20 protein-coding genes are annotated in these 25,989 nt (G+C 39.6%); 5 read left to right on the top strand and 15 right to left on the bottom strand.

All coding sequences use genetic code 11. From position 1 onward, the window contains the following. Positions 1–150: 150 nt before the first annotated feature. From DXC10_RS04920 to DXC10_RS04845, 15 genes are all read right to left on the bottom strand, one after another. Positions 151–1,836 (bottom strand): hypothetical protein, encoded by a 1,686-nt coding sequence (locus tag DXC10_RS04920; RefSeq protein ID WP_147331295.1) that lies wholly within the window; start codon positions 1,834–1,836, stop codon positions 151–153. Between the two features lie 32 nt (positions 1,837–1,868). Beyond that, on the bottom strand, positions 1,869–2,051 hold the full coding sequence (locus DXC10_RS04915) for a hypothetical protein (RefSeq protein WP_147331294.1): 183 nt from the start codon (positions 2,049–2,051) through the stop codon (positions 1,869–1,871). Beyond that, the gene (locus DXC10_RS04910) at positions 2,029–3,960 is read right to left on the bottom strand and encodes a transglutaminase-like domain-containing protein (protein ID WP_147331293.1); all 1,932 of its coding nucleotides are present in this window, start codon (positions 3,958–3,960) and stop codon (positions 2,029–2,031) included. Before DXC10_RS04910 ends, DXC10_RS04915 begins: the two co-directional genes overlap by 23 nt. 21 nt (positions 3,961–3,981) lie before the next feature. After that, positions 3,982–4,836, bottom strand: coding sequence for a DUF1573 domain-containing protein (locus DXC10_RS04905; RefSeq protein WP_117737428.1), 855 nt, complete (start codon positions 4,834–4,836; stop codon positions 3,982–3,984). A gap of 58 nt (positions 4,837–4,894) precedes the next feature. Next, complete coding sequence (locus DXC10_RS04900; RefSeq protein WP_117737427.1) at positions 4,895–6,028, bottom strand: 6-bladed beta-propeller; 1,134 nt, start codon at positions 6,026–6,028, stop codon at positions 4,895–4,897. Between the two features lie 104 nt (positions 6,029–6,132). Further along, complete coding sequence (locus DXC10_RS04895; protein WP_117737539.1) at positions 6,133–7,005, bottom strand: DUF1573 domain-containing protein; 873 nt, start codon at positions 7,003–7,005, stop codon at positions 6,133–6,135. Positions 7,006–7,029: 24 nt separating this feature from the next. Continuing rightward, positions 7,030–8,067: a BF3164 family lipoprotein gene (locus DXC10_RS04890; protein WP_101544581.1), complete on the bottom strand. Its 1,038-nt coding sequence runs from the start codon at positions 8,065–8,067 to the stop codon at positions 7,030–7,032. Positions 8,068–8,134: 67 nt separating this feature from the next. Then, on the bottom strand, positions 8,135–8,392 hold the full coding sequence (locus tag DXC10_RS04885; RefSeq protein ID WP_370448200.1) for an NVEALA domain-containing protein: 258 nt from the start codon (positions 8,390–8,392) through the stop codon (positions 8,135–8,137). Between the two features lie 207 nt (positions 8,393–8,599). Beyond that, positions 8,600–9,652, bottom strand: coding sequence for a BF3164 family lipoprotein (locus DXC10_RS04880; protein ID WP_117737426.1), 1,053 nt, complete (start codon positions 9,650–9,652; stop codon positions 8,600–8,602). Beyond that, positions 9,627–9,863 (bottom strand): NVEALA domain-containing protein, encoded by a 237-nt coding sequence (locus DXC10_RS04875; RefSeq protein WP_117737425.1) that lies wholly within the window; start codon positions 9,861–9,863, stop codon positions 9,627–9,629. Before DXC10_RS04875 ends, DXC10_RS04880 begins: the two co-directional genes overlap by 26 nt. A 140-nt stretch (positions 9,864–10,003) precedes the next feature. Beyond that, complete coding sequence (locus tag DXC10_RS04870; RefSeq protein ID WP_117737424.1) at positions 10,004–10,963, bottom strand: DNA-binding response regulator; 960 nt, start codon at positions 10,961–10,963, stop codon at positions 10,004–10,006. Between the two features lie 549 nt (positions 10,964–11,512). Continuing rightward, entirely contained in the window at positions 11,513–12,670 is a 1,158-nt protein-coding gene (locus DXC10_RS04860) for a DUF4221 family protein (protein ID WP_117737423.1), read from the bottom strand. A gap of 546 nt (positions 12,671–13,216) precedes the next feature. Further along, complete coding sequence (gene nagB / locus DXC10_RS04855; protein ID WP_101544551.1) at positions 13,217–14,029, bottom strand: glucosamine-6-phosphate deaminase; 813 nt, start codon at positions 14,027–14,029, stop codon at positions 13,217–13,219. A 73-nt stretch (positions 14,030–14,102) separates the two neighbouring features. Continuing rightward, entirely contained in the window at positions 14,103–15,302 is a 1,200-nt protein-coding gene (locus DXC10_RS04850; RefSeq protein ID WP_101544548.1) for an FprA family A-type flavoprotein, read from the bottom strand. A 62-nt stretch (positions 15,303–15,364) separates the two neighbouring features. Then, complete coding sequence (locus DXC10_RS04845) at positions 15,365–16,291, bottom strand: TIGR01212 family radical SAM protein (protein ID WP_101544545.1); 927 nt, start codon at positions 16,289–16,291, stop codon at positions 15,365–15,367. 98 nt (positions 16,292–16,389) lie between these two features. Between DXC10_RS04845 and DXC10_RS04840 the strand changes: the two genes are divergently transcribed. The 5 genes from DXC10_RS04840 (at position 16,390) to DXC10_RS04820 (ending at position 25,892) form a co-directional block, all read left to right on the top strand. Continuing rightward, positions 16,390–17,538 carry a sugar MFS transporter gene (locus tag DXC10_RS04840; RefSeq protein WP_101544542.1) on the top strand — a complete coding sequence of 383 codons (1,149 nt, stop codon included), beginning with the start codon at positions 16,390–16,392 and terminating at the stop codon, positions 17,536–17,538. A gap of 88 nt (positions 17,539–17,626) precedes the next feature. Beyond that, positions 17,627–19,840 carry a S9 family peptidase gene (locus tag DXC10_RS04835; RefSeq protein WP_117737422.1) on the top strand — a complete coding sequence of 738 codons (2,214 nt, stop codon included), beginning with the start codon at positions 17,627–17,629 and terminating at the stop codon, positions 19,838–19,840. A 25-nt stretch (positions 19,841–19,865) separates the two neighbouring features. Continuing rightward, complete coding sequence (gene lipA / locus DXC10_RS04830) at positions 19,866–20,735, top strand: lipoyl synthase (protein ID WP_117737421.1); 870 nt, start codon at positions 19,866–19,868, stop codon at positions 20,733–20,735. A 56-nt stretch (positions 20,736–20,791) separates the two neighbouring features. Further along, positions 20,792–21,916, top strand: coding sequence for a hypothetical protein (locus tag DXC10_RS04825; RefSeq protein ID WP_117737420.1), 1,125 nt, complete (start codon positions 20,792–20,794; stop codon positions 21,914–21,916). Between the two features lie 178 nt (positions 21,917–22,094). After that, positions 22,095–25,892, top strand: coding sequence for a TIM-barrel domain-containing protein (locus DXC10_RS04820; protein WP_370448204.1), 3,798 nt, complete (start codon positions 22,095–22,097; stop codon positions 25,890–25,892). Positions 25,893–25,989: the final 97 nt, after the last annotated feature.

Raw genomic sequence — 25,989 nt, 5'->3', positions numbered from 1 at the left:
CGGATAAGCAAAAAAATTGCTAATTATTAATCAAATATCTACCTTTGCCTCGACCTCCTTTTTTAGTTGGTTATGGAACGGGCAGTAAGTTTTGCTCCAATAAAAATTCACACTGTCCGCTCCTTTTATCATTATATTATATTATCCTAATCATCTTAAATGTCCCAAGAAACGTTGTTTCCCACTCTCCCACAGAAACACCTGTTCTTCCACTCCTTTGGTACAATGATGCAATCTCAACAAAGCATTAGACGGTACATCATCAAACTCTATGAAATCATCTTCCGCTACCTTCCTGCCCAATGACACCCAACCATTCGCTCCATCCTGATACAGCAACTCGTAGCAATCACCACTTTTCACATAATTATCATCGTTACGCGGTATCCACAAGATGCCACCTATCTCTACCGGTCTGCCAAAATCCAGCACTAAGAAAACACTTCTCTTATACGACTGAAACAAAGAAAGCCAATCACCGTCCTGCGCCTTATCTATTTCCCGGCCCGGCATGCTGCATGTGGGTAGCAAATCCTCCACAAAATCAAAACGCAATTTTTCTGTAAAAGCAGTATCAGTATATACGCACAGTTCAGCAATCTCCAGTTGCGCTTTTCTTATCAAATTGAGCTTCAAATACCTATAACGTTTCTTGGGCCGGAGCTCGATGTACCGCTTCAAATACAACCCGCTGTCTCGCACCACCGTCAAAAGATCCGTATCTTCAAAGTCAAGCCGGTTACTGGCTTCCACACGAGTTCCATTAATTCTGTATAAATGATCCTTCATGTAAGATGTCACCGGATACTTCCGGGTCAGTCTCACCCTCTCCTTCTTAGTACAATCAGGTTTAAATACCCTGATTTTCCCTCCTTCCAGCATGAAAGGATAACCATTCTCTACCAGACCGTCTTTTCCTTTCGCCACCGGCATAAAGATTGCTTCCGGTTCAATATTTTCAATACGGGCATATCCGCCATCCTTTTCATAACACCCCACAGGCATCCACCCCTCAAAAGCAAACACGGCAATAAACCCATCTTCATTTTTTTCGATAGGAACCTTCACGATATTCCCACCGAAGTACTCCGCAGTCACATCACGCAAATAATAATCCCCACCAAATGCAGGATACGCTTGTCTGGCAAAACAAGTACGATATACCTTTCCCTTTCTCCGTTTGTTTTCCCAATCCCGTTTCACTCCCGATTCATGAAACTCTATGGGAATAAATCTCCCGGTCGTGTCTTCCACCGCATTCCATTCATGGCTTTGCCTGATTTCCGGTGAATATTTATACCGGTCTCTCGTCACGGGAATTCCCAATGTACGAAACATATACATGATATAATCACAATACTCCCTGCACGTCCCCATCCAGCATTTCCTCAAAGAAAGCGCCCCGTGATGCGGCATGTTGAAATCTGTATTATGCCTGTATCCGGCACGTTCCGCATAATGTTGCATCGCGCTTGCAGCTTCTATCACATCCGTTCCTCTATACAAAGAGTCCAGCAACGGTACAAAATAATCACGATACTCCCCACGCCACTTTTCCAGCGGTTCATCCCCTATCCGGTAGGGTAACAGATACTCACAGAAATCGTCAAAAGAATAATATTTACCCCACTCATACCTCCGCCATGCTTCAAAAGCCAGCTCTATATTCTCCATCAGATAATCGGCAGTTATAACCTGCGCATCATATACTTTAGGCAAACTCCTATAAGGAAAATTTTTCCATCTTTTCTCAATCGCATTTTTTGTCTTCACATCGATCATCGCCTGCCGGATGTTATCCAATTCCGGTACATTATATGCGAACTTGTCCTTCATATTGGCAATCAGAAATCTGGCAGCCTTCCATTTCAAGGTATCCCCCTATCCTTATAGTAATTCAGTACCCGTTCCAGTTCCACACGATTGTCTCCGGCAAAAACCAAAGTATCCTCTATACGACGGTCTTCATCCGTAGTACATCCGGTCCATAATAACTGTATAGCTATCATAGCCCATACAACATATATCTTATGGAAAAACCTGTCGTCCATCTTCATAATAAAAAGCCCTCTCCTCTTTACCTCTTGTAAGGTTTCGTAACCAAAGCAATGCATTCTCGGGTACATTGTCATACTTCAGCCAAACAGACGTAGCTGTCCGCTTGCCAAGTGAGACCCATCCTTTTATTCCATCCTGATAAAATAATTCATACGTATCTCCTGCACGCACATAATTATCATCATTTCGCGGAACATAGACTACACTATGTACCGGCACCTGTTGCCCAAAATCAAAAATCAACGCTTCACCTCTACGCTTCGATTTGTAAAAGCTGACCCAATCACCATCGTTTACCGCCTCTATTTTTCTTTTTTCTTCTTCCGGCAGTATCGTATCCGCCTCTATACTTACAGGTATCCATTTATTTTGCTGCATCGTATCACTGAATACAGCAAACTCTCCTAACTGCAAAAAACGTCCTTTCCGGGCCTTATAGCGGATATAGCGATATTCATGCGTCTTTGACAGATTTACTATATTATAATTCACTTTAGGACTGTCTGCCACCTGACATAAAAGTTCGGCATCTCTAAAGTCTTTCCGATTGGCACCTTCTATACATACCCCTACAGCCGTTTCAAGATACTTTTTCACTCTACTGTCAGGAAACTTACGGTTAAGACATACCGTAATCCGATGTTGTTCATCCGGTCGGAAATACCGCACAGACAACGTTCCATCCAACCAAAAAGGTTCTCCGGCAGGTACAAACTCCCCCTGCCGATAAAAAGTGACCTGATATAACATATCCGGTTCCACATTACGGAATACCGCTCTATCTTTTCCAGCTCTCGTCACATCAATCGGATCAAATTTGCTACCGTCAAACACCGACAGATAAGCATACTTTTCCTTTCCGTTATTGGCAATATTCGTCTCCAACCTATTAACAGACCGATATTCCGCTGTCACGTCTTTCAAATAAGGCTGCCTGAAGCGAGCATAAAGTTCTTTATCCTCATACTGCCCCTCAATTTTTTCAGGTTGCATGGAATACATCTTACGATATACCTTGCCACGCTTACGGGCATCAATCAAATCACGTACAATGTCCTTATCCTGCTCAAACTCAAAAGGAATTGTTTGTCCGGTCGTATCTATCAAAGCTACCCAATTATGATTTCCTACATATGTATTAGATACAAAATAAGAGTCCGACGCTACAGGTATCCCGGCAGCCCTCATTGCATAACACAACAAATCCGTTTTGTCCCGGCAATATCCAATACGGTTTTTCCATAGAAAAAGAGCTCCAAAATGAGGAAGTGCAAAATCACGGTTATGAGCAAATCCTTCTTTCTTGATATAATCATGCAGCAACTCAGCAGCCTTCACTACATCCGTACCTTGATATAACGAATCAAGCATACTAGCGTAGCGATCATAATATAACTTCCGCCATCGCTCCAAAGGCTCATTATCCAATCGATAAGGAAGAATATAATCACAGAAATCTTCAAAAGAATAATGTTTACTCCATGGACGGCGTTCCCATACCTCAAAAGCCAAATCTATATTCTCTATCAATAAATCAGCCTTTATTTTCCGAACATCAAACTCTTTCTGCGCTTTGTTATAGCGTGTACCTTTCCATTTATCCCTTATCTCCTTTGAGAGGGTTTCCTGTTGTGGTATAGCCATCGTCAAAACCCGTTTCAAACTATCTATCTCTCCATCCGTGTAGGCATAATTATACAACATGTTCGATAATAAAAATCGGGCAGCCTTCAGCTTCTCCGGTTCTTTCTCATAATGTTTCAGCACTATTTTCAATTCTTCCGCATTACTGTCCGCCGCTTGTAGACAGAAGTCCAGACGCTTATCTTCCATACTGCTGCATGAAATCAGCAATACGGTCAATATCGGCATCAGTATGTTGTAACCCACACGTCCCATCATTCCAATTATATAGATCTAATTCTACTCGGTATCCCCCATAATCTTCAAATGAACCAACGAGGGATTGGCATTGCAATATACCGTTATCGCCTTGTCAAAATGTTCCGGATGATCTGCCTTATAAGTAACTTGCAGGGAAATACTATCTCCGGGACGGACAGGTTCTTTTGAATAATCAACAGATGTACACCCACAGGAAGTGGTTACATCATTGATAATTAATGGATACTTTCCTGTATTTTCTATCTTAAACGAAGTTTTCTTTTCTTCTTTCCAATTAAAGTGTCCCAATGAGATTATTGGTTCTTTAATTGTTATTTCCGTTCTCAAGGTTTTCTCACCTTCAACGTCTTTCTTACCTTGGATAATATTCAAATAAAGTTCCTTTATTTTAGGATTATGAACAGGATTACCGATAGCTACCACTTTATCATTTTTATCAAGTAAGAAAGTTTGAAACATCATATCTGATGGAAAGTGATTTAATTTATTGAAAGAATCATTTTCATCAATACAAACAGGATAATCAAAATGATTTCGTTTCAAGATATAATTCAATTCATTTTGACTTTTAGGATACATAAAAAATAAAATTGGGAAATTCCCTAAAGAGTCTAGTTGATTAATAAACTCCTTCCATTGTGACAGTCTCAGTTTACAGCTTGTACATCCTGTTGAGTCAATATAGGATATAATTTTATATTCACTTTTTGGCAAAAAATTTGTATCAGCTCCTAATATAGTAAAATGCATAATATCAGGATATGTTATTTGCTTACTACTCCATTCTTGCACTAGATGATTAATCTTATCTTTCTTTATTCCGTTACAAGAAAAAAGACAAATCACCGCAACTATCAGCACTAAAATTTTCATTTCAAAATAAGTTTCTATTTACTTAATCAAGAATATTCAAGAGTCAAAAGTATTTATTCTATTTCTTCAATGAATAAATTAGCAGAATTGGATTATCTTCTTCTGTTGATTCATTCAGCAATTGTATCAACTCATCATTTATTTTATTCCCCTTTTCCTGTAACTGCAAAAGTAATCCCGGACGAAGTAAAGAAATAAAAGAACCATCCTGAGTTACTCCTATCGGAGAGCTAAAAGCCCCTATTTGAAGTTCTGATTGAAGTTTATCTTGAGAAAAATTATATGAAATGTTCTTCTTTTTATCATAAAACCCAAAATACATTGTTTTATCCATATAATATGGCACACATAGCAACTGGTCACTTTCATAAACATTATAAAATGCAACGTAGGGTGATTCTAATAACTCCGGTATGTAATTCTTATTATTAGCAGACTTTTCTTTTAAAAAATCTATGGGTGGTAATTTCTTTTCTCCAAACTTGAACTGAAAAGCAGGATAAATGCTGTCACTCTTTACACGATATAATACAGGATTAAAAGGTGTATATAAGCTTACTTCATCACCTTGCTTATACAACTTTCGGCTCGTACCCAAGGAATATCCACTTGAAAAATCAATAGGAATGAAACTCTTCTTTATATTTAAATCCTTATCTGTTATAAAAACATAGGAATCTGAAGCATCCGATGCCAACTTATTATACCATACATAATCACCATTTGGTAATTGTTCCATATAATCACTATAAAATGGCATTTTTTTCTCAGACAAAAAGCGAAAGTCAGCCAAACTATAGACAATTATCTTTTGTTGTTCAATATCAATAACAGAAAGAGTTTTATCCCGTTCATTTACTGAATACTCAAAAGGGTTAATATACTCACCAGGTCCATTTCCTTTTTTACCAATTTGTTGTACAAAACTTCCATCTAAATTGAAAGCATAAAGAGTTCTCGCCATAATATTATCCAATAGAATATAACGATCTCCAACATTAGTACATTGATTACCACCCGCCAATAAATAATCATCACCTGTCTCTAACTTTACATAAGAAACAGACAATAAATCTGATGCCGACAAAGAACTTTCTTCTGAAAAATCAACTATCACCGACTCTACTTCTTTATTACTTGTACTGCATGAGACAAATAGAAGCAAAAAAACGACATATGCAATTCTAATCATACTTATATTATTTATAAGAGCAATAAATTCCCATTGAATCAAAACAAACTTTGTTTGCTCCCATTCCGATACTGTGATTTTTAAATTATATCTTAGCTACACATCTATTCAGCATCCCCCATAATCTTCAAATGAACCAACGAGGGATTGGCATTGCAATATACCGTTATCGCCTTGTCAAAATGTTCCGGATGATCTGCCTTATAAGTAACTTGCAGGGAAATACTATCTCCGGGACGGACAGGTTCTTTTGAATAATCAACAGATGTACACCCACAGGAAGTGGTTACATCATTGATAATTAATGGATACTTTCCTGTATTTTCTATCTTAAACGAAGTTTTCTTTTCTTCTTTCCAATTAAAGTGTCCCAATGAGATTATTGGTTCTTTAATTGTTATTTCCGTTCTCAAGGTTTTCTCACCTTCAACGTCTTTCTTACCTTGGATAATATTCAAATAAAGTTCCTTTATTTTAGGATTATGAACAGGATTACCGATAGCTACCACTTTATTATTTTTATCCAATAAGAAAGTCTGAAAAGCCATATTAGAAGGGAAATGATTCAATTTATTCACAGAATCCCGTTCATCAATACATATAGGATATTTAAAATTAGCTAAATAAGTAGCATTACATATATCTGATTTCTTTTCAGGTGAAAAAAAGAATAAAAATTTAACAGAAGATAATTCCAAAGAAGATATAGTATCTATAAACTCCTGCCATTGAGGTAATCTCAATTTACAACTCAAACATCCTACTGAGTCTACATATACAAAAATCTTATACTGAGATTGCATAGAAAAATCGATTGTGTCTTTTCCATGTAACGTGAAAACGTTTTTTTTAGGGAAAAGTACCTCTTTATTTTCCCAAGATTTTATAAGAAAGAGAATTTTATCTTCTTTTGAGTTTACACACGACAAGAAAAAGATTAATAAAATGATAAGATACAATATCTGGTTATTTTTCATTTCACACATCACATAATTAAATAATTACAATAAAATAGTTTTAAGTTGTGATTTAGCGAGAACATATTCACCATCTTTTCCTATCATAACTGCATATATGATATTATCACCCTCAGAAACACATATATCACAAATTGTCGGGTTTACTTTATAGACACAATCCAAACTACCAAAGGCATCAAAACGTAATACATATCGAGCCTCTAGATTTTGATTATGTCCCAAATCATCCCCATCATATAGCATATAAAAATAATTATTAGATTTACAAATATCAATACAATATCTTATATCACTTTTATGAAGAATCGGGGTTTTCTCATTCAAAATACGATTTTCCATTTTTTTGTTTCCAATACAAAAGGAATCCGTCTGCACCCAAGCCTCATTATCCTTAAGAAAAAATCTAACAACAGAGGCATAAGAAGGGGCTAACATTAAACAACCACTTACGTTATGAAAAGCAATTCTCCCTTGAAACAATTTATATTTAGTTGCAATATCGGAAAATTTATATTCTGTATACAAATCTAAGCTAGATTCCAACTTGCCACTCTCATCAAAAAAAGTCACTAAAGCATCTTCATAAAATCCAATACATGCATATCCATTTTTTATTTGAGTAAATCTATCTGAATTGCCTAAATCCACACTATTGCAATCTTGTATACAACCACTTATCAATTCTTTCAATTTATATTTTCGGCATTTTCCATTCTGCCGTTGAAGAATATTTATTACCTGCTCATTTTCATCTACATCAATTGCAATAGGACTTAATACATCATTGGGTCCCTGTCCAATAGACAATGCTCGTACAAAAGAAGCATCTTCCAAATTGTACAAAAGCAATGCTCTATTTTCAATATTATCTGCCAGGATTAAAATGCTATCTATTATTTCCATTTGATATGGTTTATGAAGTAACGGTTCAATAGGTATCTCTTGGAAGAATAGTTCAAACGGCGATAATTCCGATATATTTTCGACTTTTTTGGTTTGAGAATTATTTGCACATGAGGTCAATACTACAAATAAAACAAGCAATATATATTTATACATATTTTTGATTTAAGAAAAGAGAAATCAGATTGTCAACAAATAATTTGTTGACAATCTGATTATCTACTTATTTATAATACAGTTTAATTCCAACACCAGTACCATTTGCCGGATAAAAAGTGCCACAAAAGTCTCCTGTACAAGAACTTGTATCACTACAGCAATCTACACTGTCCCCTGTTTCTGAATCATTAGCCAATGCTTCCACATTAGCCAACAACAAATCTGACATCATTTCATTCTTTTGGGTGGTATAAATACCATAACCTGCTACTGTAACAAATGCTGCTACAAATGTATATTTCAATAATTTTTTCATGTTCATTTTTTTAATGTTAGTTTTTCAATTATTTATAAGAACAATAAATGCTCATTGAATCAGAACAAACTTTGTTTGCTCCAATTCTGGTACTGTGATTTTAAAATACTATCTTTGCCTCGACCTCCTTTCTTTGGTGGGTTATGGAGCGGACGGCACGCTATGTATCAGCAAGACGTTCACCGTCCGTTCCTCTCCATCTATATTCTTTTATTACATACTAAATTCAACTATAGGCTCATCACTATTCACGTCCGTAGCCGTAATAATGCCCCGCTCCTCATCTACTGAAATGCCATAGATATAGCGGTCCAAGACATATTTCATCAGAGGTTCGCCTTGCAGACTGAAGACATAGATGTATTGCCCGCCGTCTACTTCTTTTCCTTTGGGTTGCCGTGACAATTCCTTGAAAGTACGTCCGTGAAAGACAGCATAGATAGCTTTGTCAGTCACCTTTATATCACTAAAGCCCATGATACCGACCGGTATGCCATAACCTCTGGACACCTTAAATTCCGGTTCCCCATGCGGACCGATACGGACAATATGGGTAGTATCTTTTAAATTATAAATTTCAAGGACTTCACCCAATTGGGTAACGGCAGCAAGAACGCCATTACGAGGATTGTAATCAATGAAACTGCGCCATGCTTGCGCCAAGGCAGGTCGTGAATGTGCCAGAGCATCTTCATTCGCAGTAGGCATACTGCCAAACTTACGAAGCAGCTCTCCTTTACGGCTAACCATGCAAAAACGATTATCGCCGGAATAATCGGGGATAATAAAAGTTGAATCGTCGTATTGCGAAAAGTCCAAAGCACGAAGGATCTTCTTGTCCAGTGACACCGCTTCATCACGAAGCAGTGAGTCACCGGATTCAAAGAACACAAACCTAGTTAATTCACTCTTATTGGCATCCAATGCCCACAAAGATTGCCCATTCCATCGGATATTTTCGGCAGAAAGCATATCTTTGGGTGAATCACCACACTCACCAAATGATGCGATATAGCGGAACTCAGGATAACGGAACACTTGAAAAAAATGATCCATACCATGCAAGTCAAGCACAACAGCCAACTCATTTTCTATACGTATACGAAAAGGATAACGGAACACAGCAGTATCCAGAAATATCTCCTTCGCTTTCAGCTCCTTCGTATGAGGAAATTCTGCATAATTGTAATTTGATTTTGAAACATTCGAAGCACAAGAGGATAATAAAAGAAACAACAGGCTAATATAGTAAACTATAGGGGGCATATACTTCTTTTACCTTTATATGATTAATAGGACAGTCTACAGAACCTGAACCATAACACTCTATATAAGTCATCTCCTCATCATCAGCTAATGCCTCCACATTTTCTAATAATAATGTACTCAAATTTTCAGATTGATGGATTTTACAATAACCTACAATTGAAATAACAACAACCATACTTACCAGAATAAATTTACTTTTACTTTTCATAATGTCGTTTTTTTGTATTAGAATATGTAACAAAGGTAAATGAAAAAATTAGGATTATGGATAACATTGCAAGAAATATGGTGCACAAAGGGCGTGAGAAATTTCTCACGCCCCACCAATACCTTGTAGGCGATATTTCGTCAAGATAGCACAGTTAATTGATATCCATTTTTCTCAGTAATTGAGACAATTTTGATAGCAGTATCCCTCACAAAAAGTTTGTTCACTTGACTTATTGCCGTCCTACGACGGCTATCCAATCCGTCATCTGCCAGATTCCAACCGCAAACATGAGCTATTTCGTTATTTGATAAAAAATAATCCGGAGCAGATACAAAGGCATAAAGTAGTTTATTGGATTGAGAGGAACAGGATATTTCCTGCCCTTTACAAACCAAAACCTGCCTTATAGCATCAAAAGAATATTCTCCTATTTGAAAAACCGATTTGGACTTATTTGCTATATTCTTTACATAGTTCAATAATATCAAAGACAATAAACTTCCCAATAGTAAAATCCATACGCCAAGCGCCAACACTAACTCCGATGAATCCCAGTCTATATATCGTACAAATGGAGAAGGAATAAAGTAGGCAGTCAGTATCGTTGTGTACATGTCATCAACATAATAAGTACCCAATAAATTTTGAGATAGACAAATGGTAGTATCACCTAAACAAGATTCATAGCGATTTGCTTTACCCAAAGGAGTAACAGTGAGTTTCAAAGCACATTTCATCATGGGATTTTCTTTTCCTATCTCTTCCTTCCAGACAGTCAACATCATATCAAGAAGGTTCACCGAATAAGACTGCAACATTCTAAATCGGCTTCCAACCGTCTCCAAAGGATAGAGTCCCTGCGATTCTTTCAAAGAATCGATAGTTACAACAAACATCCCATTTTCTGTAAACAACCGACGTTTAGTATATTCTCTTTTGTACTTTTTCAGTACATAAGCAGGAACTTCTAATCTTTCGCATTCTCTATTTATCACAAATTCTGCCAATTTCCGCAAAGTTTCTCTCGCACCATTCTGCCCTGCCACCATATTTCTACTGCCATTATGATAGACAATAAGCATCAAGACAACGGTCATTACTATTATAAGAACACATAATATAGACAAAATGTATTTATATTTTTTCATAGTTACTATAAATCTATTTTTTGACAAAGTTAATAGAAAAATAGTTTTTTTCTGAAACACATTAAAATCAATTTCTTTCTTGAAAACAAATATTCATATCGAAATCCATTTTTGAAAACACATTATTTTATCTACATAATACGGTACACAAAACGACTGGTCATTTTCATAAACATTATAAAATGCAACGCAAGAGGATGCAAGTAAATCCGGTATATAATTCCTATTGATAAATGCTGTCACTCTTTACACGATATAATACAGGATTAAAAGGTGTATATAAACTTACTTCATCACATTCGTTAATTCTCCTTCTATCAAGAATTCACCTTCGAACACCTTAGGTGTAAGAAGAACAACCGGCAAACAATCCTCCTGCCAGCAGGAAGCAAATAGCTATAATACTTCCTTTCATTTCAGTTTTTATATTACTCTTCATATTGATGGAACAAAGGGTTAAAACATTGACTCATAAAATCATACACATTAAGGCCTTAATTACATTTTCTTTAATTCCAATTTCTGAAAACACAAAACATTTTCATCAAAATCAGGACGTTTGAAATGGGAAGTACTTAAGTATAATCCGTCTTCACAGAGGTAGAAAAGACGAGGATTGTAAGTATACTCCGAGAAAAGGGTTTCTCCAATCACATTCAATTTCTCATCCAATATCATAATAGAAAATGACATTTTACCAGAACGAAGCAGTTCCAAATAGTCACCGGAGTAATTATTTATTTCTGTTTCAGGATAAGCAAACCTATAATAGACTTTCCTATATCTATCGTACAAGATATCTCCGTAAGAGGCATGTTCGCACTGTGCTTTAATCAGTTTCTGAAAATCATCTTCCTTGGAACGGAAAACGGTTACTTCATCTATATATCTGCTGTTAGCTCTAATTTTCTTTACTGTTTCATGATCCGGAGTTGTCTTATACAAATATTCATCAGCGAAAAAGGAATATATAAAATTCTGTCCATCACAGCAACAAGAATATTCTGCACCCATACCTGCAACAGTGCCAAAGTCTTTGGAAGTAATCAAAGGAGGAAACTTCATCGGTAATGCCGTCACTGTCTTTTTTACGGTATCAACCACAGCCCTTACAGAACTATGTTCTAATGCTTTATCGCCTAATCTGCCATTAAGCATCTGAGGGATATACAAATTATCCCCGATGAACGTCAACGGTTTTCCACCATATAATATCGGCGGAATGAATGATTGTCCACTTTGTGTTTTCGAGAAGTCAATCCGCTGTTTAATAATTCCGGCAGTATCTACCCGATAAATAGTACTCACATAAAGGCTGGGAATATAGATATGTTCCATATCGGCAATGGTATATCCGCCAAAACCTCCCGTTACAGAGTTATTACCTTCGGCATCAATGCACACCCGTTTTATCAATTCTTGCGCATCTACATCATAGATGAGAATTTCTCTTTCGGGCAAATTCTGAAAGCTCAAATACCACTTGTCTTTATCCTTGAATGGGAAAACCGATATTTGAGGCATTCTTACATCATCCGGAATATTGAAAGACAAGAAATCGTCCTTCGCTTCCAACTTACAGATATCTTGATTTACTTTAGAAGTACAAGAAAGAATGGAAGTTATTATGTAGAGAAATATTAATACTTTTCGCATATAAATTTTAAATCTAAGTTGTACCAGAATTTATTTCATATTTTTTGCTAAAATCTTGACTTCATGTTCTAAAGTTGTGTTATCATAAATTTCATTGCGGGCAATTCTGTATTGAACAAAAATAGGGAATATTTATCAATATAGAAAACATAATAAATTAAATAGATTGAACCTGCTTGTTTTATTGAACAAAATCGATATTTCTTCATTCTAAACTTCCTTTTTATTGCTTGCAAACTTTTTCTTTATCCATAAAATTCTATATTCGCAAGCTGCGAACAGATAAACTTAGATTAAGAATAGTAATTCTTAGCCTAAGTTTATATATTTGCAAACAGCGGACAAAATATATTCTAAATAAAAGAAAAGTTTGCAAGCAATAAAAAGGAAGTTTAGAATGAAGAAGAAATATCTTTTCGCTTTACTCTGGAAATAAAGAAACTATATGTGGAATGAACTGATAAAAACAGGGGGCTGATAAAACAACGCCTGCCTTCCTCGTTCCCAAGAAAGGCAGGCGCCATTATTCGATATGATCAATCTCTGTTATTTCAGCAAAGCTTCCGGATCCAAATGGTCGGCTTCGATATCCTTGAAGTAACGGTAAGTGCCGACTTTCAATTCTACTGTAGCGGCATCATCACAAACGATGATACCTTTTTCGTGCATTTGCAAAGCACTGATTGTCCACATCTGCATTACAGGACCTTCTACCGCATGATAAAGGGCACGGGCTTTGTTATGGCCGTTCACGATAATCATCACTTCCTTGGCACTGAGCACAGTACCTACACCAACTGTCAATGAAGTCTTGGGCACCTTGTTTACATCGTTGTCGAAGAAACGGGAATTGGCGATGATAGTATCGGTAGTCAGCGTCTTCTGGCGGGTACGTGAAGTCAGGGAAGAACCCGGTTCGTTGAAAGCGATATGGCCGTCGGGACCGATTCCACCCATGAAGAGGTCTATACCACCGTATGACTTGATTTTTTCTTCATAACGGGCACATTCCGCATCAAGGTCGGCGGCATTACCATTCAGGATATTGGTATTCTCGGGTTTGATGTCGATGTGGCTGAAGAAATTGTTCCACATGAAAGAATAATAGCTTTCCGGGTGTTCCTGCGGAAGACCTACGTACTCGTCCATATTGAAAGTGACCACATTCTTGAAAGATACGATACCTTTCTTGTTGAGGTCGATTAACGCCTTATACATGCCCAGAGGGGAAGAACCGGTGGGGCATCCAAGTACAAACGGTTTCTCGGGTGTCGGATTGGCGGCCTTGATTTTCGCAGCTACATAATGTGCCGCCCACTGTGATACGGATTGGTAATCCGGTTGAATGATTAGTCTCATGTGATTGTTTTTATTAGGTTAATAACGTTTTGTTAATTAAGAGTTAAGAGTTACGAAGTCAGTAATTTTACAATTACTTCCTGTCTTTCTTCAAACGCTCCGCCATGGCACGCGCAAGGTTTTCACATTGTTCGTAAGTAATGTCTTTCATAGCCTGCTTCATTTCTACAGGGTCACCTATGATTTCGAACTTACTCTTTTCCGCAAATTCACCCATACGCTTCACGGCAGCACCTGCCCAGCAGAAAGAGCCGAAATAGCCCAGATAACGGCCTTTCACTTCGCGCACCAGTATCTTGGACAACAAGGATTCTACTTCGGGAAATATCTGATTACTGTAAGTAGGGCTACCGATTATCAAACCTCTATATCTGAATATATCGGCTATGATATAAGAAGGATTGCTTTTGGCTACATTATGCAGCACAATGTTTTTGATGCCTTGCACTGATAATTCCGCCGCAATAGCTTCGGCCATCTGCTCCGTATTGCCATACATGGAACCGTATGCAATGACTACACCTTCTTCGGCGGCATAACGGCTCAATTTATCATAAATGCCGATAACCTTGGCGATATTGTCCGTCCATACCGGCCCGTGCGTGGAACAGATAGTAGAGATGGGCAAGCCACCCAACTTTGCCAACGCCTTCTGTACCGGAGAACCATATTTGCCGACGATATTGGAATAGTAACGAACCATTTCGTCCCAATATTTATCCAAATTTATGCGGGTATCGAGGAAACCGCCGTCAAGCGTTCCGAAACAGCCGAAACCGTCACCGGAGAAAAGTACTCCCTCGGTTTCGTCAAATGTCATCATCGTTTCGGGCCAATGCACCATCGGGGTCATATAGAAACGTAGTTTGTGATGGCCTAAAGCCAGAAAATCATCCTCTTTCACCAAGTATTGTTCACCCGTCACGCCATAGAAACCTTCAATCATGCCGAAAGTCTGTTTGTTACCGACAATGACAATATCCGGATAGTGTTGCTTTATCAGACGGATAGAGCCTGAATGATCCGGTTCCATGTGGTTGATGATAAGGTATTGGATGGGACGTTCGCCAATGATGCTCTTTATTTTACGAAGATATACTTCAAAGTAACAAATATCTACGGTATCGATCAGAGCCACAGTTTCATCGTCTATCAGGTAAGAGTTGTAAGAAACTCCGTAAGGCAATGGCCACATACCTTCAAACAAATGTTTATTACGATCATTCACTCCCACGTAGTGGATTTTTCCTTTTATCACTGTTTTTGGGTTCATTGTTTTTTCTCTAATTTAGATTGATTCCATATTCTAACGTCGGCAAAAATAAGTCTTTTTTCTCACATTTCATATTTCTTTCCTTGATAAGCGCCGAGTTCTTTCATTCTTTTTTGTACCCGATGGTTAAATTCATAATTTTTTAGTCCCCAATCCGGTGCAATCAATAATTCTTTGGGAGATTGGGATACAAACCGCTCCAATACCAAGTCGGGACGCAGGTGTTCGACGTAATCTATTACGAGGTCGATATATTCTTCGACATCAAACAGATGGAAATCTTCGGGATGCTGTTCATACTCCCATGCCATGCGGGTGCCGCGTATCAGTTGCAATTGGTGCATTTTCAGCGTGGTGAGGGGAAGACGCGACATCGCGGCCGCCTGGGATACGATAGCGGGATGCGTTTCGCCCGGCAATCCCAAGATGACATGCCCGCCGGTAAGAATGCCGCAGGAGGCTGTACGTTCTACCGCATCAACAGTGGTTTGAAACGTGTGCCCCCGGTTGATGCGACGAAGTGTTTCGTCATGGGTACTTTCAATACCATACTCTATCAAAAGGAAAGTGTGTTTATTGATTTCCTCCAGATAATGAAGCAATTCATCGGGCATACAATCGGGACGGGTACCGATAACCAACCCGACCACATCATCTACGGACAGAGCCTCCTCATACTTCCGTTTCAAGGCTTCCAGTTCGCCATACGTATTGGTATAGGCCTGAAAGTATGCGAGATATTTCATTTCCGGATATTTGTGGGCAAAGAACTGTTTGCCCTCTTCCAGTTGTTGTGCAACCGGCTTTTCCGTCCGGCAATAATCGGGATTAAAGGTCTGGTTGTTGCAATAGGTACAACCGCCATATCCTTTACTGCCATCCCGGTTGGGACATGTAAAACCGGCGTTCAACGATATCTTCTGTACTTTGTACGGGAAATAACGCTTCAGAAACAAAGGAAACTCATTGTAAAGAGGTGTGATGTTCATAAATCTGTCTATTATGAAGCAAAAGTAGTGCTTTTGTTCGAAATAAAATAAAATAAATTCATAGCTTTGCATGTAACCTTAACCAATCAACTGATATAATGAATAACTATCATAAAAATTTGGTCTTCATAGCCGCTTGTATCGGAATGTGTTTTTTCGGCGTTTCAATGATTACATTGGGTTCGGTATTACCGTCGCTGGTTATCAAATTAGGTTTAAACAGCTTGCATACCGTTTCGCTTGTAACATTCCTGCCACTCGGCATGTTGGTGGGATCACTGATTTTCGGTCCTATCGTAGACCGTTTCGGGCATAAGGCATTACTCGTGCCCGGTTGTGTCATTGTATTGCTGGGTATGGAAGGACTTGCTTTCTTCGAAAACATTCCCATGTTACAAGCTTCCATCATCGGAATAGGACTGGGTGGAGGTATTCTGAATGGAGAAACGAACGCATTAGTGGCCGATATCTCGGAAGACGCAGAAAAGGGTTCCCGGCTTAGCTTCCTGGGCATGTTCTACGGACTGGGCGCATTGGGTATCCCCATGTTACTGGGCATCTTATCGGAACATTTCACCTACGAAGTGATTTTACAAGGTATCGGTGTTATCATGCTGGCAGCTATCCTGTTCTGTATCCCCATACGTTTCCCCGCACCGAAACAGGCACAGGGTTTTCCCATAAAAGAAGGATTGGGATTACTGAAAGAGAGTAGTTTGTTGCTGCTCAGCTTCATTCTGTTTTTCCAAAGCGGCATTGAGGGGGTCTGTAACAACTGGTCAACAAGTTACTTTGGAAAGGCGACAGATATCCCCGCCGACCGCGCATTGCTGGCACTGACTTGCATGATGGTGGGATTGACGGTAGCACGTATACTTCAGGTCGTTATCTTCAAGAAAGTAAAACCGGAAAAGGTGTTGCCTTACAGCCTTGTCCTGACTGCCGCCGGCTTCGGCCTGCTGATATTTTCACCGGACTTTATCAGGGCAGCCATCGGCATGACAATAGTGGGTGCCGGATTATCGGCAACCTATCCTGTCATATTAAGTCTTATCGGTAACCGTTATCCTTCTTTGTCGGGAACGGCTTTCAGTGTAGCGCTCGCCATAGCTCTGGTAGGACAGACCGCAATGAATGGCCTGATGGGAATTATAGCGCGAAGTGCTGATGGTATCAAGTTATATCCGTATCTGATGATAGTTTCACTCATCATCATGCTTTTCTTGTTCAGGCGTTCGCTCAAATAAAAACAAGCCGGTACTTCGCTATTTCTTATCATTATCGTATATTTGTTCCGAATTATCAACCGTTTGAATAATATAAAAAAACTATGATATGAAAAAGATAAGTATTGTACTTCTTTTATGCTTCTACGCCTTGACCGGTTTTGCGCAAGGTGGCAAACCACTCGACTTAAAAGAAATCGTATCCGGTAAATTCTCTCCTGAAAATATTTCCGGTGTTATTCCCATTCCGGGAGACGGTGAGCATTATTCCCAAATAAATGCCGACCGGACACAGATTATCAAATATTCTTTCAAGACCGGTAAACCGGTAGAGGTACTTTTTGACGCTACCACCGCCCGTGAGTGTCCATTCAAGAAATTCGACAGTTACAGTTTCTCTCCCGATGGCAGCAAACTGCTCATCGCCACGGAAACGACTCCTATTTACCGTCGTTCATATACAGCTGTACATTACATATATAGCCTAAAACGTAATCTGGACGGAAAAATCAATAATGTCGTAGAAAAACTCTCTGACGGAGGACCGCAGCAGGTACCTGTTTTTTCGCCGGATGGCAATCAGGTAGCTTTTGTACGCGATAACAATATTTTTCTCGTGAAACTGCTTTATGGCAACAGTGAAAGCCAAGTTACGGAAGACGGTAAACGTAATGAAGTTTTGAACGGAATTCCCGACTGGGTATACGAGGAGGAATTCTCTTTCAATCGTGCTTTGGAGTTCAGTCCCGACAGTAAGATGCTGGCATTCATCCGTTTCGATGAGCGCGAAGTGCCTTCCTACTCTTTCCCCGTTTTTGCCGGAGAAAAGCCTCACATTGCTCTTTATGAAAAATATCCGGGAGAATATACCTATAAATATCCCAAAACGGGCGAAGTCAATTCTAAAGTATCTGTTCATACTTTCGATATCAAGTCTAAAGTGACCCGTAAAATAAATGTTCCGCTGGATGAAGACGGATATATTCCTCGTATCCGCTTTACGCAAGACGAGAATAAACTGGCTATCATGACCTTGAACCACCATCAAAACCGATTCGACCTGTATCTTGCCGACCCTCGCAGCACCGTTTGCAAACTGGCTTTGCGCGACGAAAGCGATACATACATCCGGGAGAATGTGTTCGACAATATTATCTTCTATCCTGAGAATTTCAGTTTTATGAGCGAAAAGAGCGGATACAATCATTTGTATTGGTACAGTATCAGCGGTAATCTGTTGAAACAGGTAACTTCCGGCTCGTATGAGGTGCAGGATTTTCTGGGTTATGACCCTGAGGATGGTAGTTTTTATTACACCAGCAACGAAGAAAGCCCTATGCGTAGTGCTGTGTACAAGATTGACCGTAAAGGAAAGAAAAGCAAGTTGTCCGACAAGACAGGAACGAATAGCGCGCAATTCAGTACGGACATGAAGTATTTTATGAACCGCTACTCCAGTGTGGATACACCTACTGTTATCACGCTGAACGACAATACAGGTAAGACATTGACTACTCTAGTCGATAATGCCGCCCTGAAACAGAGAATTGACGGATATGCCATGCCGAAAAAAGAATTCTTCAATTTCCAGACCTCAGAGGGTACTAAGCTGAATGGCTGGATGATGAAACCGACTGATTTCTCGGCCAATAAGAAGTATCCGGTCATCATGTTCCAATATAGTGGCCCGGGATCACAGCAGGTACTTGACAAATTCGGCGTCAGCTGGGAAACATATATGGCATCGCAGGGTTATATTGTGGTTTGTGTAGACGGACGAGGAACAGGTGGACGCGGTGCAGAATTTGCTAAATGCACCTATCTGAACCTTGGCGTGAAAGAAGCCAAAGACCAGGTAGAAACAGCTCTTTATCTGGGAGGTCTGCCTTATGTAGACAAAAATCGCATCGGCATCTGGGGATGGAGCTTTGGCGGATATATGACTATCATGAGCATGAGTGAAGGTACACCGGTATTTAAAGCCGGAGTAGCCGTTGCCGCCGTTACGGACTGGAATTATTATGATACGGTATACGGGGAACGCTTTATGCGTACTCCGAAAGAAAATGCAGAAGGATACAAAGCTGCTTCCGCTTTCAACCGTGCCCATAAGTTGAATGGTAACCTGCTATTAGTTCACGGAATGGCTGATGACAATGTACACTTCCAGAATTGCGCGGAATATGCAGAACATCTGGTACAACTTGGAAAGCAATTCGATATGCAAGTGTATACGAACCGTAACCACAGTATTTATGGGGGTAATACACGCTTGCACCTGTATACGAAATTAACAAATTTCTTTGACAGGGAATTAAAATGACAGTTTCCATTTATCTGATATCACTATGACAAACAGAGTACCTAAACCGGAATGGCTTAAAATAAGTATCGGAGCGAACGAACGTTATACCGAAACTAAGCGTATTGTAGAATCGCACTGCCTGTATACTATTTGCAGCAGCGGACGCTGCCCCAATATGGGGGAGTGCTGGAGCAGAGGTACTGCCACTTTTATGATTGGCGGCAATATTTGCACCCGCTGTTGCAAGTTCTGCAATACACAAACCGGGAAACCCCTGCCGCTCGATCCGCAAGAACCTACCCACGTAGCAGAGTCCATCGCTTTAATGAAACTCTCGCATGCAGTCATCACCTCAGTAGACAGGGATGACCTGCCTGACCTCGGTGCTACACATTGGACGCAAACCATCCGCGAAATCAAACGCCTCAATCCGGAAACTACCGTAGAAGTGTTGATACCCGATTTCCAGGGACGACATGAGCTTGTTGCACAAGTGATCGACGCCCGGCCGGAAATTATCTCCCACAACATGGAAACCGTAAAACGTATCAGTCCGTTGGTGCGCAGTGCCGCCCGTTATGAAACAAGCCTTGAAGTGCTACGCCAAATTGCAGAAAGCGGTACTACGACCAAATCGGGCATTATGGTCGGACTGGGAGAAACCCCGACGGAAGTAGAAGAACTGATGAATGATTTACGCCAAGTGGGTTGCCACATTCTGACAATCGGACAATATCTGCAACCTACACACAAACACTATCCTGTGGCAGAGTATGTGACTCCCACTCAATTTAACATTTACAAACAGATTGGATTAGAAAAAGGATTTGTACAGGTAGAAAGTGCCCCGCTGGTCCGTTCTTCCTATCATGCCGATAAATCAACCATTTACATACAAAAAAAGATGAAATAAAGAACATTTAGCTATAGCTGATTGTTAATTAGAGAAAACGACAAAATAATACAATAATGGGTCGGCAAAGAGTTCTATCATCTCAATTCAATATGTCATTAGGATATATTCCTGTTATTATATCCATTTTACTATGCGAATTCATAGATCAAGACATAGCAATCTACACCGGTACCGGTGTGGGAATATTCTACAGTTTCACTATCTGGACAAGTAAAAGTATACATGTTCCTAAAATCATTCTTTACAGTACAACCGGAATGTTATTGTTGCTGACTATAACGACTTTTATTATTCCGAATTATTGCCCTAAGGAAATGTCTCCGTTTACTTTGGAAATCAGCGCCATTATTCCACCACTGGTTATCTTTCTCAACCGGAAACGTTTTCTGAACTATCATGCCTCACAAACCCATAAATGTTGCAAGCAGTTTTTTGCCCAAGGAGCCGAAGCCGCAATTGTTTCAGCACGTGTATTACTGATTATCAGTTCCCTGCATTTTTTTATCATCATTATCTCTGTTTTGATAAGTCACCCGATGGGAGATACCCTCCGCTATATATTATTCCACATCATTCCTCCTTGTGTATTCATTTTAAGTATCCTGTTCAACCAATTCGGTATCTACTATTTCAATAAGGTAATGAGATACACGGTTTTTGTACCGATAGTCGACAAAAAAGGAAATGTCTTGGGAAAAGCAATAGCCTCTGAAGCCATAAACCATAAAAATGGCTATATAAACCCGGTTATCCGTATTGCAGTAACTTCACATGGCATGTTGTATCTTCTGCCACGCCCACAATGTTCCTCGCTTGAGAAAGGAAAAATAGATTTACTCATGGAGAGTTATCTCCTTTATGGTGAAACATTGGAACAAGGTGTTGAAAGAATGTTACAGCAAACACTTCCCACGGCTCCGCGCCAGAATTTGCACTTCAACCTGATGTATCCCTTCGAAAATGAAGTCACTAACCGACTGATTTATCTCTTTACCCTCGATTTGGATAATGATTCTATATTATGTAATAAAAACTTTAAAGGTGGAAAACTTTGGACTTTCCAGCAGATAGAACATAATTTATACCGTAATTTCTTCAGTAGCTGTTTTGAATATGAATTCGAACATATTAAAGCTATTATTAACATAAGAGAAGAATATAAAGACACTAATGGATAAATATACAGCTCACTAAAAAGAAAACATAAAAAAACATAGCTACAATTTGGGCTGGTTTAAAAATCCCAATATCTTTGCACACATAACCTTATATATAAATTTTTAGAAAAAAAACATGAACAAATCATTTGGTCACTATAGGAGACTGAAGGCATTATCATATACCTTCCTCCTATCAATGGTACTGTCGTGCCCAGTTGTAAATGCTGCAGGTAGAGAAAAAATCCATGCGGAAGTTGCCCAGCAACAAAGCCAAATCCTTAGCGTAACGAAAATCAACCCTACCACAGTAGAAGTATTATTCGCCAATCAACAGCGTATGACTCTTGATTTCTATGGAGAAAACATCTTCAGAATCTTCCAGGACAATACAGGTGGCATACTCCGTGACCCGGAAGCCAAGCCTGAAGCTAAAATTTTGGTAAGCCAACCCCGCAAAGATGTATCCCAACTGGATATTAAAAACAGCGATGGTTCCGTATCCATTATTACCGGAAAGATTGAAGTACAATTAAACAAGAGCACCGCATTGATGAAGGTCATCAATCTGACAACCGGCGCTACCGTACTGGAAGAAGCAGAGCCTATTATTTTCGATAAAGAAAGAGTCACCTTGAAATTTAAAGAACATCCACAGGAGTATTTCTATGGAGGTGGTGTACAGAACGGGCGATTCTCACATAAAGGTAAAACCATATCCATTGAAAACCAAAACAGCTGGACAGACGGAGGTGTAGCATCTCCTAATCCATTCTATTGGTCAACGAATGGTTATGGCTTGATGTGGCACACCTTCAAAAGAGGAGTTTATGACTTCGGAAGAGAAGAAAAGAATATTGTGAAACTATTTCATCAGACAAACTATCTGGATATCTTTGTCATGGTTAATGAAGGTGCTGTACCTTTACTGAATGATTTCTATCAACTGACCGGCAACCCTGTATTGCTTCCGAAATTCGGTTTCTATCAAGGGCACCTGAATGCCTATAACCGTGACTACTGGAAAGAAGACGAGAACGGAATTCTATTTGAAGACGGAAAACGTTATAAAGAAAGTCAGAAGGACAACGGTGGTATCAAAGAATCGCTGAATGGAGAAAAAAATAATTATCAATTCTCGGCACGTGCCGTGATAGACCGCTATAAGAACCATGATATGCCTCTGGGCTGGCTCTTACCTAACGATGGTTATGGAGCCGGTTACGGTCAGACGGAAACACTGGATGGAAACATACAAAACCTGAAAGAACTGGCAGGATATGCTCATAAGAATGGTGTGGAAATCGGTTTGTGGACTCAATCTGACTTACATCCTAAAGCAGGTATCAGCGCTTTGTTGCAAAGAGATATCGTGAAAGAGGTACGTGATGCCGGTGTACGTGTATTGAAAACGGACGTAGCATGGGTGGGATCCGGATACTCCTTCGGACTGAATGGTATTACAGACGTGGCACAAATCATGACCTACTATGGTAACGACGCTCGTCCTTTCATCATTTCTCTCGATGGCTGGGCAGGTACACAGCGCTATGCAGGTATATGGTCGGGCGACCAAACCGGTGGCGTTTGGGAGTATATACGTTTTCACATTCCGACTTATATAGGTTCGGGATTATCGGGTAATCCTAATATCTGCTCTGATATGGATGGTATTTTCGGTGGAAAAAATCCAATAGTAAATACCAGAGACTTCCAATGGAAAACCTTTACCCCTATGCAACTGAATATGGATGGTTGGGGAGCTAATGAGAAGTATCCTCATGCACTGGGTGAACCTGTAACTTCCATCAACCGCTGGTATCTGAAAATGAAATCGGAAATCATGCCATATACATACAGTATAGCAAAAGAGGCTGTTGACGGTCTGCCAATGATTAGAGCTATGTTCCTTGAATATCCTAATCCTTATACGTTGGGGAAAGCAACGCAATATCAGTTCCTATATGGCCCATATTTCTTGATAGCTCCTATTTATCAGGCTACCAAAGCTGATGCACAAGGCAACGATATCCGCAACGGTATTTACCTGCCCGAAGGTGAATGGGTAGATTATTTCTCCGGTGAATTATATCAGGGTGGACGTATCATCAACAACTTTACTTCACCGCTTTGGAAACTCCCCGTATTCGTGAAAAACGGGGCAATCATACCCATGACGTCCCCCAACAATAACGTCAATGAAACAGCCAAAAACCTGCGTATATACGAACTCTATCCATACGGACAAAGCACATTTACTGAATATGACGATGACGGTATCACTGAAGAATATCGTGCAGGTAAGGGTGCAAGCACTTTGATAGAGTCTGCCGTTGGTCCGAAAGGTGATGTTACAATTACTATTCAACCGACTCAGGGTGATTTCAACGGCTTTGTAAAAGAGAAAGTTACCGAGTTCAAAGTCAATGTGACCCAAAGGCCCAAGAAGGTTTCGGCAACCATCGGTAAGAACAAGTTGAAACTTACCGAAGCCAAAAGTATGGATGAGTTCCTCCAAAAAGAAAACGTCTATTTCTATGACGCTCAACCTAATTTGAACAAATTTGCTACCAAAGGTAGCGAGTTTGAGAAAGAAGTTATCATTAAGAACCCACAGCTACTCGTCAAGTTGGCTGCTACGGACATCACTGTAAATCGTACAATATTGAAGATTGATGGGTTTGTGTTTGCTCCGACTGACAACACCAAGACAAGTACCGGCCCTCTGACCGCTCCTAAGGCTAAGGTAAGTGAAGAGAATACAGCTGCTTATACTCTGAAACCTACCTGGAACAAGATAGACAATGCCGACTATTACGAGATAGAGTTCGACGGTATGAACTATAGTACCATCAAGGATACGGAATTGTTGTTTGAAGGACTGAAAGTGGAAACTACATACGACTTCAAAATACGTGCAGTGAATAAGGATGGATATTCCGATTGGTCAACATTCAGTGCTACTACCAAGAAAGATCCGTTGGAATTTGCCCTCCATGGCATTACGGGTGAAACTACCGCTGCCAACCAAGGCCGTTCACTCCGCCGCTTGTTCGACTTTGAAGAAGGTGAATTGTGGCATACCAAGTATAATGAAAAAGCTGTACCGTTCGATCTGGTTATGGATTTGAAATCAATCAATCAAGTTGAGAAGTTCCACTATCTTCCGCGTGAAAATGCAGGAAACGGAACAATCCTGAAAGGTACTGTTTACTACAGTATGGATAAAGAGAACTGGACTGAAGCAGGAGCGTTCGAATGGAAACGTAACAATGAAGTGAAGGTATTTACATTTACCCAAGCACCAACTGCACGCTACATCAAGATGAGTATCACTGAAGCCGTTGGCAACTATGGTTCCGGTCAAGAGATTTACGTATTCAAAGTACCGGGAACAGAAAGTTACTTGCCGGGCGATATTAATAACGACAAATTGATTGATGAAAACGATCTGACCTCGTACACCAACTATACCGGCCTGAGACGTGGCGATGCCGACTTTGAAGGATACATCAGCAACGGCGATTTGAACCGTAACGGTCTGATAGACGCCTATGATATTTCTGTCGTAGCCACTCAGCTTGAAGGTGGTGCCGACGGTGTCAGAGGTGAAAAAGTAGAAGGTAGTCTCAACATAAGTACGCCGAAACATACTTATGCCAAAGACGAAATAGTAGAAGTATTGGTAAAAGGTTCCGGACTACGTTTCGTAAATGCTCTCAGTTTTGCTTTACCTTACAATCCTGCCGATTATGAGTTTGTGAGCGTACAGCCGATAGCCATGAAAGAAATGGAGAACCTGACTAATGACAGACTCCATACCAACGGAACGAAATCGCTGTATCCTACGTTCGTAAACATCGGAGAGCGTAAAGCATTGGAAGGTGACGGTGACTTGTTCATTCTAAAACTCAAAGCTAAACGGAATGTGACTTTCAACTTGAAGATAACAGACGGATATCTGGTAGATAAGTTACTGAATGTATGTAAGTTCTAAATGTCATACCGATAAGAGAGTTTTCTCTCTTATCGGTACATAAATAAAAAAACGAAGGTGTATCCAAAACAAACAGTAAGTGTTTTTTTGTTTTTGA

The sequence above is a fragment of the Bacteroides sp. OM08-11 genome (assembly GCF_003438665.1).
GTDB classification, from domain to species: Bacteria; Bacteroidota; Bacteroidia; order Bacteroidales; family Bacteroidaceae; genus Bacteroides; species Bacteroides cutis.
This window is presented reverse-complemented; position numbering and strand designations above follow the sequence as displayed.

Bases quoted from the DNA above. Each gene is read 5' to 3' on its own strand.
- DXC10_RS04920 (WP_147331295.1), bottom strand. From the start codon at position 1,836: ATGAAGGACAAGTTCGCATATAATGTACCGGAATTGGATAACATCCGG.
- DXC10_RS04915 (WP_147331294.1), bottom strand. From the start codon at position 2,051: ATGGACGACAGGTTTTTCCATAAGATATATGTTGTATGGGCTATGATA.
- DXC10_RS04910 (WP_147331293.1), bottom strand. From the start codon at position 3,960: ATGATGGGACGTGTGGGTTACAACATACTGATGCCGATATTGACCGTA.
- DXC10_RS04905 (WP_117737428.1), bottom strand. From the start codon at position 4,836: ATGAAAATTTTAGTGCTGATAGTTGCGGTGATTTGTCTTTTTTCTTGT.
- DXC10_RS04900 (WP_117737427.1), bottom strand. From the start codon at position 6,028: ATGATTAGAATTGCATATGTCGTTTTTTTGCTTCTATTTGTCTCATGC.
- DXC10_RS04895 (WP_117737539.1), bottom strand. From the start codon at position 7,005: ATGAAAAATAACCAGATATTGTATCTTATCATTTTATTAATCTTTTTC.
- DXC10_RS04890 (WP_101544581.1), bottom strand. From the start codon at position 8,067: ATGTATAAATATATATTGCTTGTTTTATTTGTAGTATTGACCTCATGT.
- DXC10_RS04885 (WP_370448200.1), bottom strand. From the start codon at position 8,392: ATGAACATGAAAAAATTATTGAAATATACATTTGTAGCAGCATTTGTT.
- DXC10_RS04880 (WP_117737426.1), bottom strand. From the start codon at position 9,652: ATGCCCCCTATAGTTTACTATATTAGCCTGTTGTTTCTTTTATTATCC.
- DXC10_RS04875 (WP_117737425.1), bottom strand. From the start codon at position 9,863: ATGAAAAGTAAAAGTAAATTTATTCTGGTAAGTATGGTTGTTGTTATT.
- DXC10_RS04870 (WP_117737424.1), bottom strand. From the start codon at position 10,963: ATGACCGTTGTCTTGATGCTTATTGTCTATCATAATGGCAGTAGAAAT.
- DXC10_RS04860 (WP_117737423.1), bottom strand. From the start codon at position 12,670: ATGCGAAAAGTATTAATATTTCTCTACATAATAACTTCCATTCTTTCT.
- nagB (WP_101544551.1), bottom strand. From the start codon at position 14,029: ATGAGACTAATCATTCAACCGGATTACCAATCCGTATCACAGTGGGCG.
- DXC10_RS04850 (WP_101544548.1), bottom strand. From the start codon at position 15,302: ATGAACCCAAAAACAGTGATAAAAGGAAAAATCCACTACGTGGGAGTG.
- DXC10_RS04845 (WP_101544545.1), bottom strand. From the start codon at position 16,291: ATGAACATCACACCTCTTTACAATGAGTTTCCTTTGTTTCTGAAGCGT.
- DXC10_RS04840 (WP_101544542.1), top strand. From the start codon at position 16,390: ATGAATAACTATCATAAAAATTTGGTCTTCATAGCCGCTTGTATCGGA.
- DXC10_RS04835 (WP_117737422.1), top strand. From the start codon at position 17,627: ATGAAAAAGATAAGTATTGTACTTCTTTTATGCTTCTACGCCTTGACC.
- lipA (WP_117737421.1), top strand. From the start codon at position 19,866: ATGACAAACAGAGTACCTAAACCGGAATGGCTTAAAATAAGTATCGGA.
- DXC10_RS04825 (WP_117737420.1), top strand. From the start codon at position 20,792: ATGGGTCGGCAAAGAGTTCTATCATCTCAATTCAATATGTCATTAGGA.
- DXC10_RS04820 (WP_370448204.1), top strand. From the start codon at position 22,095: ATGGTACTGTCGTGCCCAGTTGTAAATGCTGCAGGTAGAGAAAAAATC.